This is a genomic window from Bradyrhizobium sp. LLZ17 (assembly GCF_041200145.1).
Taxonomy (GTDB): Bacteria; Pseudomonadota; Alphaproteobacteria; order Rhizobiales; family Xanthobacteraceae; genus Bradyrhizobium.
Window position 1 is genome coordinate 6,915,224 of record NZ_CP165734.1, and the last position, 11,108, is coordinate 6,926,331.

General features: G+C 65.1%; 6 protein-coding genes and 2 pseudogenes. 5 read left to right on the forward strand and 3 right to left on the reverse strand.

The genetic code is table 11. The features are described 5' to 3' along the window. Window positions 1–36 precede the first annotated feature (36 nt). Window positions 37–168 carry a hypothetical protein gene (locus AB8Z38_RS33135; RefSeq protein WP_369721775.1) on the forward strand — a complete coding sequence of 44 codons (132 nt, stop codon included), beginning with the start codon at window positions 37–39 and terminating at the stop codon, window positions 166–168. 33 nt (window positions 169–201) lie between these two features. Here the strand turns inward: AB8Z38_RS33135 and AB8Z38_RS33140 are convergent, their stop codons facing one another. Then, a complete protein-coding gene (locus AB8Z38_RS33140; RefSeq protein ID WP_369721776.1) occupies window positions 202–1,368 on the reverse strand; it encodes an ABC transporter substrate-binding protein in 1,167 nt (388 codons plus the stop codon). Between the two features lie 330 nt (window positions 1,369–1,698). On the opposite strand from AB8Z38_RS33140, the pseudogene AB8Z38_RS33145 reads away from it, so the two are divergent. The 3 genes and pseudogenes from AB8Z38_RS33145 (at window position 1,699) to AB8Z38_RS33155 (ending at window position 8,211) form a co-directional block, all read left to right on the forward strand. Next, window positions 1,699–4,091 (forward strand): annotated as a pseudogene (locus AB8Z38_RS33145) (EAL domain-containing protein). An 85-nt stretch (window positions 4,092–4,176) separates the two neighbouring features. After that, complete coding sequence (locus tag AB8Z38_RS33150) at window positions 4,177–5,478, forward strand: MFS transporter (RefSeq protein WP_369721777.1); 1,302 nt, start codon at window positions 4,177–4,179, stop codon at window positions 5,476–5,478. Window positions 5,479–5,627: 149 nt separating this feature from the next. Next, window positions 5,628–8,211: pseudogene (locus AB8Z38_RS33155) on the forward strand (EAL domain-containing protein). Between the two features lie 40 nt (window positions 8,212–8,251). Here AB8Z38_RS33155 and AB8Z38_RS33160 read toward each other — a convergent pair. Next, window positions 8,252–8,761 (reverse strand): DUF2867 domain-containing protein, encoded by a 510-nt coding sequence (locus AB8Z38_RS33160; RefSeq protein ID WP_369721778.1) that lies wholly within the window; start codon window positions 8,759–8,761, stop codon window positions 8,252–8,254. 153 nt (window positions 8,762–8,914) lie between these two features. After that, window positions 8,915–9,526, reverse strand: a complete 612-nt coding sequence (locus AB8Z38_RS33165; RefSeq protein WP_369721779.1) for a TetR/AcrR family transcriptional regulator — start codon at window positions 9,524–9,526, stop codon at window positions 8,915–8,917. A gap of 129 nt (window positions 9,527–9,655) precedes the next feature. Between AB8Z38_RS33165 and AB8Z38_RS33170 the strand changes: the two genes are divergently transcribed. Beyond that, entirely contained in the window at window positions 9,656–10,888 is a 1,233-nt protein-coding gene (locus AB8Z38_RS33170) for a cytochrome P450 (RefSeq protein WP_369721780.1), read from the forward strand. Window positions 10,889–11,108: the final 220 nt, after the last annotated feature.

The window sequence follows — 11,108 nt, forward strand, 5'->3', positions numbered from 1 at the left end:
GGGAAAATGGTTCATGAAGCGTCTGAGACCGAGTCGATGAAGTTTCTGACCGCTTCGGCGTGGGCGACCCTGATCGGTGTGTTGCTGAGCGCCTGCGCTAGCCCTACGTTCGACGAGGACAACAAACCTCCTTATGGCCAGTCAAACGGCAAGCGGCCCGATCGCTAGCAACCGAAGCGGTTGCAGGAAGGGCTGATCGCCTTACAACCGATCAACCGCCCTGAACGTCCCGTCCTTCTGGATCACCGTCAAAAACACCTTGGGAGAGGTGTCCATCGCGCGCGCGCCGAGCGTGATGATGCTGCCGCTGATCTCGAAGCGGCCGACTTCGTGGAAGATCCGCATCAGGTCCGCCCGCGTCGGATTCCGTCCGAGTTGTTCCAGCGCCGCGGCGACGAGGCGCCCGGAGATATAGCCTTCGAGCGACACGAAATCGGGCGTCAGCGTCGGGTCGAACGCTTTCTGCGCCGCCTGGTAGTCGGCCACGAGCTTCAGCGACCGGTCCCACGGAAACGGTACGACCTGCGAGACGATGACGCCGTCCCCCTCGGCTCCGAGTTCTCTGGCGAGCGCAACGGCGCCGACGAACGAGATGTTGACGAAAGTTGGCGAGACGCCGCTGCGGTGTGCGAGCTTGATGAATTCGGCGCAGGGACCATAAGTCCCGACCATGACGATGGCCTCGGGCTCGGCGCGCTTGATCACCCGCCAGGCCGCGCCGACCGCCCTTGTGTTGCGCTCGAAGGTGCCTTCGGCGGCAAGCTCGAGCCCGCGCTTGGCAAGCGCGCGCTTCACGCCCGCAAGACCGTCGCGGCCGAACGAATCGTCCTGGTAGAAGATGCCGATGCGGGTGAAGTGGCGATCTTCGGTGAGGTGCTTGATCCACGTCTCGGCTTCCGCGCCGTAGCTGGCGCGAATGTTGACGACGTTCGAGAGCTCGGCATCGCGCAAGAAGTCGGCGCCGCTGAGCGGCCCGATGAAGGGAACGTTGCTCGCGCTGGTGATCGGGATGGTCGCCATCGCGGTCGGCGTTCCCACTGCGCCGATCAGCGCGAACACCTTGTCGTCCTCGATCAACCGCAGCGTCTGTGCCACCGAACGGTCGGGATCGTAGCCGTCGTCGCGGCTGATGAGCTGCAGCTTCCGCCCATGGACGCCGCCCTTTGCGTTGATTTCCGTGAACGCCACGACGACGCCTTGTCGCATGCGTTGTCCGAGCGCGGAGGAGGGGCCTTCGAGTGCGGCGGCCTGACCGAAAAGGATCGCATCCTCACTGACGCCGATCTCATCGCCTCTGGCCGTGAGGTTGGTCGCGGCCAACAATGCGATGGTCAGGACGATGCATCTGGCTGATCGAAATCGATACATCAGGACGTCTTGCCGGGTACGGAGAGCGCTTTCGAGAAAGCTATCGCAGCGGCCTGAACAGCTCGCTAACCGGCGACGGTTTGGCGGCCCGTATTACTGCGGGGAAGCCGGCATCTCGCGTCCCTAAAGGTTCAGGTCATTCCTGCACTTCATTAACCACGCCGGGTCATGCGGAATAGCCGGGTTCCGAAATTGCAAAGTTCTTAACCGCAGGCCTGTTCCGATCGTCGCTCCGAGGAATCAACCAGAGGTTCGGTTGGGGTCGGGCGCGGAGAGGACGGCGGCTTCAGGATGGGCGATCGCGATCAGAATGATCAGGATCGGAGGCGGATGACCGGACGGTGGGGTCTCGCGCCGCTGTTCGCGCTCTATCGTCCTGCGCTGGTCGCAGCCGGGCTCGGGCTCTTGTTCGCGCTGGCGGGCGCTGCGGGGGTGGCGCGGTGGGAAGACCGCGTCAACGGGATCGAGTTCGACAGCGCGGCCGAAACCGAAGCGATCGTCATTCAGAACGGCATGAACGAATATATCAGCCGGCTGGTTGCGCTGCGCACTTTGTTCGAGTCGATCAACGAGGACATCACCCGCAGCGAGTTCGAGTCCTTCAGCGCCCGACTATTCGAACGTCACCCGGGCATGCTGCGCATTGCCTGGCTGCCGCGCGTCAACCGCAAGGAGCGCGCCGAATACGAGGCGGCCGCGGTCACGGACGGCATCTCCGGTTATCGCATCAAGTCGCTCCAGGGCGAGAGCTTTGCAACCGCGCCGCAGAGCGACGAATATTTTCCGGTCTTCTACTCGACGCAGCCGAAGACCTCGCCCGTCTACGGGATGGACTATGCGACCGTTCCGGAACGGCGCGCGGTGCTCGAGCGCGCCCGCGACAACGATCGCATCTCCGCCATCCGCACCCGCCTGTACGAGCCGAGGGAGGGCGGGCGCTTGCCCGACGTCCTCGTCGCCGTTCCCGTTTATGCCAAGGGCACCTCGCGCGAGACGGTCGCGGACCGGCGTCGCAATCTGGCGGGCTACGTCATCGGCGTGTTCGACCTGGCGCTGCTGATGCAGGACATTCGTGTGACGACCGGCGCAAGCCCCGCGATCAGCATGAACGTCTATCCGCCGTTCACGGGGCAAATCGTGAGCCTCGACCAGATCCTGCCGGATTATTCGTCGACGGCCACCGCGCCGCAGTCGATGCGCGACGTCGCGCAGGGCCTGCACTGGTCCGGTCATCTCAAGATCGGAGATACCGATTGGCAGGTGCGTGCGATGCCGACGGCCGGCGGTCCGCTGGAGATGGCTTACGACCGCACGGTCACGGTGCTCACAGTAGGTGTGCTACTCACATTCTCGCTTGCGATCTATCTGATGCTGGCCAGCCGCAATTCGCGGCGGCTGTCGCTGGCGAACCGGCGCGTGCTCGAGCTTGCCCAGACCGACATCCTGACCGGCCTGCCGAATCGCGCGTTTTTTTCTCGGGCGGCTTGACGAGCTCAACGGTCAGTTGAATGACTCTGGTGCGTCCTTCTCGATCCTGATGCTCGATCTCGACCGCTTCAAGAACGTCAACGACTCCCTCGGTCATGGCGCTGGCGATGCGCTGCTGCGTCAGGTAGCGCAGCGGCTGAAATCCGCGCTGTGGGCGGGCGACGTGCTGGCACGGCTCGGCGGCGACGAATTCGCCATCATCCGGCAAGGCGGCGAGGACCAGCGTGCGTGCGCGATCGAGCTGGCGGGGCGGATCGCCAAGCTCGTGGCGGAGCCGTTTCCGCTGCCCGGTCACCGCGTCGAGATCGGCACCAGCATCGGCATTGCCATCGCACCGGATCACGGCAGCGACCAGGAGCAGTTGCTGAAGAAGGCCGACCTTGCACTGTACCGCTCGAAATCGGCGGGCCGCAACTGCTTCACCGTCTACGACGAGGCGATGTCGACCGAGCTCGAAGCGCGCAACACGCTGGAAGGGGGATTTGCGCGACGCCATCGCGCTTTGCCAGCTGGAGGTGCACTATCAGCCGTTCGTCGATGCTCTCTGCGGGGCGCGGCGTGGCTTCGAGGCGCTGGTGCGCTGGCGGCATCCGACCCGCGGCCTGATCCCGCCCGACCAGTTCATCGCGCTTGCGGAGGAGACCGGGCTGATCGTGCCGCTCGGCGAGTTGGTGCTGCGTCGCGCCTGCGCGGATGCCGCCGCCTGGCCCTCGGAGCTGATCGTCGCCGTCAACCTGTCGCCGATCCAGTTCAAGGAGCCCGATCTGTTCGACACGATCTGTGCGGCACTGCGCGATTCCGGGCTGCCGCCGCAACGGCTCGAGATCGAAATCACCGAATCCGTCCTGCTCGAGCGTGGCACCGAGAACCACGCCTTCATGGAGCGGCTGAAGCACATCGGCATCGAGCTCGCGCTCGACGATTTCGGCACCGGCTACTCGTCGCTCAGCTACCTCACCGCGTTCCCGTTCGACAAGATCAAGATCGACAAGTCGTTCATCCGCAACCTCACGCACCAGCCGCGCAGCTCCGCCATCATCGCCTCGATCGTGACACTGGCGCGCGGCCTGGACATGTCGGTGACCGCCGAGGGCGTCGAGACCCGCGAGGAGTACGACCGCCTGAAGGCGCTCGGCGTCAACTTCGCGCAAGGCTATCTGTTCGGCCGCCCGCAGCCGATCGAGCGGATTCTGTTCGACGCGCCTGCCAAACCCTCGCAGCGCGACGCCGCCTGAGCTGACCGCCCGACCGGCATGCGCGAAAATCGCTTGACCAGGTCATTCCCGGATGGTCGGAAGGATCGTCCAGGGATGAAACACAATGCGGCTTCCGTTCTTCTACGGCTGGGTCGTTGTCGCGGTGACGTTCGTCACCATGGCGATCGGCGTCAACGCGCGCACGGCCTTCTCGTTATTCTTTCCTCCCATCGTCTCCGAATTCGGCTGGGAGCGCGGCGTCACCGCCGGCGCGTTTTCGTTCGGCTTCGTGGTCTCCGGCGTCGTCAGCCCGCTGATCGGCCGGCTGATGGATCGCGCGGGACCGCGCGCGGTGATGGAACTCGGCGTCTTGCTGATGGGCGGCGGGCTGCTGCTGGCACCGCTGACCAGCGCGCCATGGCATCTCTATGTCACCATCGGCGTCATGGTCGGCGCGGGCTCTGTGTGTCTCGGCTATTCCGGCCAGTCGCTGTTCCTGCCGAACTGGTTCATCCGCAAGCGCGGCTTTGCCATCGGCATCGCCTTTGCCGGCGTCGGTATGGGCTCGGTGACGCTGCTGCCATGGGTACAGCACATGATCGAGCAGACCGGCTGGCGCACTGCCTGCACCGCGATGGGGCTGATGGTCCTGATCGTGCTGGCGCCGATCAATTTGTTCCTGCACAAGCGGCCCGACGATATCGGCCTTCAGCCCGACGGCGACGCCGCGCCCGCTCCGGGTGCTGCAAAACCGGTCTCCAACATCGTCGACCCCGTCTGGGCCAACACTGACTGGACGCTTCGGCGTGCGCTTTCGACGGCGCGCTTCTGGTGGATTGCGCTCGGCTATTTCGGCGGCCTGTACATCTGGTATGCCGTGCAGGTGCACCAGACCAAATTCCTGCTCGACATCGGCTTCAGCCCGAGCGTCGCGGTCTGGGCGCTCGGGATCGTCAGCCTGCTCGGCATTCCCGGCCAGATCCTGCTCGGCCATGTCTCCGACCGGATCGGGCGGGAATGGGTCTGGGCCATCAGCTGCGCGGGGTTTGCGATCTGTTTCGCGGCGCTGATGGCGCTGAAATATCAGCCCTCGTTCTGGCTCGTCTATCTCATGGTGTTCACGCAAGGCGCGCTCGGTTATGGCCTCACCTCCATCATGGGCGCGGTGGTGTTCGAGATTTTTCAGGGCCGGCACCAGGGCAGCATCTTCGGCACGATCATGCTGGCCGCCCTTGCAGGCGGCGCGGCGGGTCCCTGGGTAACGGGCGTGCTTTATGATCGCGTCGGCGACTACACGCTCGCCTTTGCCATCGCCATCGTGGTGAGCGGGTTATCGGCGTTTTCGATCTGGCAAGCGGCCCCTCGCAAGGTGCGCGCCGTGGCCGGCCGTCTGCACGAGCTCAAGTCTGGCTCCGCCGCGCAATAAGCGTCGGATTACCTGCGGCTCCTTCGCGGAACGTTAAGCATGTCGCGTCTTGGGCAGGGCGCGGCCGGGCTGTACAAACGTCTTGGACACTATCGGAGCGTTAGCTTTTGGCCGATTGCCGCATCTTCCCGATGCCTCCGGGTCAAACGATGTCTGCCTCCGATGTTGTGACAGAAATTCCGGACCTGCTGCTGGCCGCGCTCGAATGCGCGGAGGATGGCATCGTCATCCTTGATGACGCGCGCCGGATCACGCATTTCAACGCCGGGGCCGAGCGGATCTGGAAGCTCGCGCGGACCGAGGTGCTCGGCCGCGACGGGGAAATTCTCTCGCTCAAATGCCTCCAGGCCGCCCCCGTTACGGAGTTCCGCGACGAGATCAGCCTCGTGCGCCCTGACGGCACCCGCATCAGGGCGGCCGTCGCGCTGTCCTGCGCGATGATCGCGGGCGCCGCTCATCACGTCCTGTTCGTGCGCGACGTCACCGTCGAGGCGGAGCGCCGCGCAAGAATTGGACTTCTCGATGCGGTATCGGACCAGACCAACCGTGCTGTCATTGTCACCGACGTCGGACAGAAGATCCGTTACGTCAATGCCGCCTTCACTCATCTGTTCGGCTTCACCAGCGCGGAAGCCGAGGGGCGGCACGCGGCGGAGCTCATCGCCGGCCGCCACACCGATCGCAGAGCCGTCGCGAAACTGATCAAGCGCCTGACGCGAGGCGGCCCGCGCGGCGAAATCGAGACGCTGGCCTACGACAAGAACGGCGAAGAGATCTGGGTGTGCGCCCGGATCGACGCCTTCCGCGACAAGAAGGGCCGGGCCAAGCATATCTTCTCGCTGCTTGAGGACATCACCGAGACCAGGCAGTTGCGCTCGCTCCAGCAGCTCATCATGGGCGCGCTTGCCGACGAGGTTCCGATCACCGAGATCGCCGACCGGCTGTGCCGCCGGGTCGAGGAGATCGCACCCGACGTGGTCTGCTCCCTGCTGCACGTCGATGCCGCGGGTCTCGTTCATCCACTCGGCGGTCCAAGCTTGCCCGAGGACTATTCCCGCGCACTGGACGGCCTTGCGATCGGGCCCGACGTCGGCTCCTGCGGCACGGCTGCCTTCTACGGCGAGCCGGTTCTGGCGATCGATCTCGACACCGATCCGCGCTGGCAGCCCTACAAGGCGATGCCGCTCGGGATTGGCCTGCGCGCCTGCTGGTCCACCCCGGTCAAGGCCAAGGACGGCCGTGTCATCGCCACCTTCGCCTTTTACTATCGGGAGATCGCGCGCGCCGAGCAATTGGCACCGGCGGATCGTCGATGCCTGCGTCAACCTCGGCGCCTTCGCGATCGAGCGCAAGGAGGCCCGCGCCGAGATCGCGCGGCTCGCCTATCACGACATCCTCACCGGCCTGCCCAACCGCGCGCAGCTGCGGCATCTGATCACCACGGCGATCGCCGCCTGTCCGACCGGCAGCCACGTCGCGCTCGCCTTCCTCGACCTCGACCATTTCAAGGACGTCAACGATACGCTCGGCCATGCCGCCGGCGACGAGCTGCTGATCCAGCTCGCGCAGCGCCTGCGCGAGCATATCGGTCCCGAAGACATGCTGGGACGGCTCGGCGGCGACGAGTTCGTCATCCTGCTGCCATATCGCGACGCCGAGAGCGCCGAGCGTGTCGCGGCCGAGATTACGGAGGCGCTGGCCGCGCCATTGCGGCTTGGCTCCAGGCAGTTGCAGATGTCGGCGAGCATCGGCATCAGCCTCTATCCCGATCACGCCACCGACATCGACACGCTGATGCAGCAGGCCGATGCCGCCATGTACATGGCCAAGCAGGCCGGTCGCTCCACCCATCGCCTCTTCAGCGCCGAGATGAACGGCCTCACCGAGCAGCGGCTGGCGCTGATCGCAGCGCTCCGCCGCGCCATCGCGGAGGGGACGCTGACGCTCAGCTACCAGCCGCAGATCCGCAGCTGCGACGGCGCCATTCACGGCATCGAGGCGCTGGCGCGCTGGCACGACGCCGTGCTCGGCGACGTCTCGCCGGCCAAATTCATCCCGCTCGCCGAGGAGTGCGGCCTGATCGAGCAGATCGGCCTGTGGTCGGTGCGCGAGGCCTGCCGGCAAATGGCGAAGTGGCGCCGCGCCGGGCTCGACATTCCTTGCGTCTCGGTGAACTTGTCGCCGCTCAATTTCCGCAACGTCACCCTTGCCGCGCGGCTCAAGGATATCCTCGCCGAATACGCGCTGCCGCCCGGCGCGCTGATGCTCGAGATCACCGAGGGCACGTTCATGCAGGACGGCGCCGCCGCGCTGGAGACGATGCATGCGATCCGCGCGCTCGGCGTCGGGCTTTCGGTCGATGATTTCGGCACCGGCTATTCCAGTCTCAGCCGGCTCGCCCATCTGCCGATCCGCGAATTGAAGATCGACCGCAGTTTCATGCGCGACATCGAGCGTGACCCGGGCGCAGTCGCGGTCGTCACCGCCGTGGTGCGCGTCGGTCAGGGCCTCGGCATGACCGTCGTTGCCGAAGGCGTCGAGACCGCGGCACAGCGCAAGATGCTGTCCGAGCTCGGCTGCGATGTCGTGCAGGGCTTTCTCTACGCGCCCGCGCTGGCGCCGGTCGCATTCGAACGCTGGCTGATCGAGCACTGCGCCGAGCAGGCGAGGGCGATGCTGAGCCGGCTCGATGTCGCGCCGGCGGGGCGCGACCCGGTGAAGCGCTCGGCCTAAGGCGCCCGTACTCCAGGTACGGTCGGCCCGCAAAGCACGCTTAAATCTTCATTGCTCTTGCCGCCTGTTCCAGACTGGCCGGCACAATCATACGATGAAACGGGGCTATCGTCGCAAGATAGATACGCCCCAGTCGGTTATGGCAATGCACGACGGTACCCGCGACCAGCTCGCGCCCATGTGCTGCATCGGCGCGCAGCTGGATGGTGACGCGGAAGTCGAGATGCCAGTCATCCTCGCCCAGGACCAACTCCGTCGCGCTCTTTGACAGCACCGGGAAGAAGCCGATAACCGGCCCACGCGCCGCTGCGGCAAGACCGACGGCGCGCGACGATTTGACGGCGACCGTCGCCATCACCACATCGCGGACACGCGTGAGCGCACGAATCCACCACGCCTGTCGCTCGAGCGCGGCGCGGGCCAGCACCTCTACATCATCGCTGGCCCCCGCCGGCAGTTGAATTGCATAAGCATCCAACAGGTCCGCGCCCGCATAGAGCGGCGCGAGCACGCTGTTGCTGGGCATGGGCATGGCGCGCGCTTTGGTCATGCGATGAGCTACCGATGCTGGGGGCGTAGCGCAGTTGGCGTTGCGGACGATGTTGCCGCCGCAGCCATTTTTTATATCGATGCGCTCTGCACCGCAACAATGCGGCGGCGACATGTCTCAGTAGGTCAAGGGCGAGATGCCTCCCAACCGCTCTCACTCCGACGTCAACCCCGTCCTCCGCCGCAAATCCCCAATCGCGCGCAAGAAACTATCCGCCGGCGTGGTCTCCGGATCGATCAGCCGGTGCAGCCGAAATCCGTCCTCCAGCGCCAGCACGACCGAAGCCATCCACGGCGGATTCAGCTTGTCGCCTCTCCCGTTGCTCTTCAGCGTGGCCTCGATGATGTCGGCGATCAGCTTGCGCCGCGCCCGCAGGCGTTTTGCGAGCTCGGGCCGGCGCTTCTCGGCGCGTGCGACGAACAGGATCATCTCCATTTGCAGCAGCGGCGAGCGGCCGAGCGGGTCCTGCCGGCTGCGATCCATCGCTTTCAGCGCCGCGATGAAATCGTCGAGATTGTCGTGCTGCGCGAGGATCTCCATGTTGCGCCGGATCGACTGCTCGACATGGTCCTCGAGCATGGCGATGATCAGCTCGTCCTTGCTCTTGAAGTTGGAATAGAACGCGCCGCGGGTGAAGCCCGCCGCAGCTGCAATTGCCTCGATGGTGGCGCCCCCGATGCCGTCGTCCTCGAACACGCGGGCGGCTGCTTCGAACAGCTTGTCCCGCGTGTCGTCCCTGGTCGGCCTGGTTCTCACCCTTGACATCCGGACAGTTTAGGGCAGAATGCAACTCGATACAACAATGTATCCAGTTGATAATCTCAGGGATGGGTTACGCGGGCATCGGGGGCAGCCGGCGTATTCGTGTCATGCGGCAACCGATGTGAGGTCACCATGAACGAGCAAGTGCAACCCGCGGGCGGCGATCCGCTGTTCAATCCGCTGTCGCCGGATTTCATTCGCAATCCCTATCCGCATTATGCGCGGCTGCGCACCACCGAGCCGGTCCACGTGACGCAGTTCGGATCGTTCGTGACCAGTCGTCATGCCGAGGTCAGCCTAGTGATGCGCGACAAGCGCTTCGGCAAGGATTTTGTCGAGCGCACCAAGCGCCGCTATGGCCCCGAGATCATGAGCGAGCCGGTGTTCCGCAGCATGGCTCACTGGATGCTGCAGGCCGATCCGCCCGACCACACCCGCCTGCGCGGCCTCGTGGTGAAGGCCTTCACCGCCCGGCGGGTCGAAGACATGCGGCCGCGCATTCAGGCGATCGTCGATCAGGCCATCGACGCGGTGATCGACCGCGGCCACATGGACCTGATCGAGGATTTCGCCTTCCGCCTGCCGGTCACCATCATCTGCGAGATGCTCGGAATCCCGGAGGATCATCGGGAGGTCTTCTACAACAGCTCGCGCGATGGAGGGCGGCTGCTCGACCCGGTGCCGATGTCGCCCGAGGAGATCGCGAAGGCCAACGCCGCCAACATGATGGCGCAGATGTATTTTCAGCAGCTGTTCGAATTGCGCCGCCGCACTCCCGGGGATGATCTCATCACCCAGCTGGTGCAGGCCGAGGAGGACGGCAGCAAGCTCAGCAATGAAGAGTTGACCGCCAACATCATCCTGCTGTTCGGTGCCGGCCACGAGACCACCGTCAACCTGATCGGCAACGGCCTGCTGGCGCTTCATCGCAATCCCGACCAGCTTGCTCTGCTGAAGGTGCAGCCGGACCTGATCACCAACGCAATCGAGGAATTCCTGCGCTACGATTCCTCGGTGCAGATGACCGGGCGCGTCACGCTGGAGGAGATCGACGATCTCGGCGGCGTCAAGGTCCCCAAGGGCGAGACCGTGCTCTGCCTGCTCGGCTCGGCCAACCGCGATCCGGCAGTCTATCCGGACCAGCCCGACCGCCTCGACATCACCCGGCCCAATGTCAGGCCGCTGTCGTTCGGCGGCGGCATCCATTTCTGCCTGGGGGCCCAATTGGCGCGGATCGAGGCCGAGATCGCCATCGCCACGCTGCTGCGGCGGCTGCCGGATTTGCGCATCGACGACGTCGAGAACCCGGAATGGCGGTCGACCTTCGTGCTGCGCGGCCTCAAGCAGCTTCCGGCAAGCTGGTAATAGCCGTCAGCGTTGGTTCTACGAGCGCTCTACCTCATCCTGAGGAGCCCGCCCTAAAGGCGGGCGTCTCGAAGGATGGCCGCAGGCGGGGGCCTCTATGGTTCGAGACGGCGCTTGCGCGCCTCCTCACCATGAGGATCTCGCACCGGGGTTAACCGCCGCGCCCAACAGTCGCTGTGACTTCGCCACACTTCCCCCTATATAAGAGGCTGTTCCGGCG

What these genes read in the sequence shown, in the direction of transcription:
- AB8Z38_RS33135 (WP_369721775.1), top strand. Translation starts at nt 37, where the DNA reads ATGAAGTTTCTGACCGCTTCGGCGTGGGCGACCCTGATCGGTGTGTTG.
- AB8Z38_RS33140 (WP_369721776.1), bottom strand. Translation starts at nt 1,368, where the DNA reads ATGTATCGATTTCGATCAGCCAGATGCATCGTCCTGACCATCGCATTG.
- AB8Z38_RS33150 (WP_369721777.1), top strand. Translation starts at nt 4,177, where the DNA reads ATGCGGCTTCCGTTCTTCTACGGCTGGGTCGTTGTCGCGGTGACGTTC.
- AB8Z38_RS33160 (WP_369721778.1), bottom strand. Translation starts at nt 8,761, where the DNA reads ATGACCAAAGCGCGCGCCATGCCCATGCCCAGCAACAGCGTGCTCGCG.
- AB8Z38_RS33165 (WP_369721779.1), bottom strand. Translation starts at nt 9,526, where the DNA reads ATGTCAAGGGTGAGAACCAGGCCGACCAGGGACGACACGCGGGACAAG.
- AB8Z38_RS33170 (WP_369721780.1), top strand. Translation starts at nt 9,656, where the DNA reads ATGAACGAGCAAGTGCAACCCGCGGGCGGCGATCCGCTGTTCAATCCG.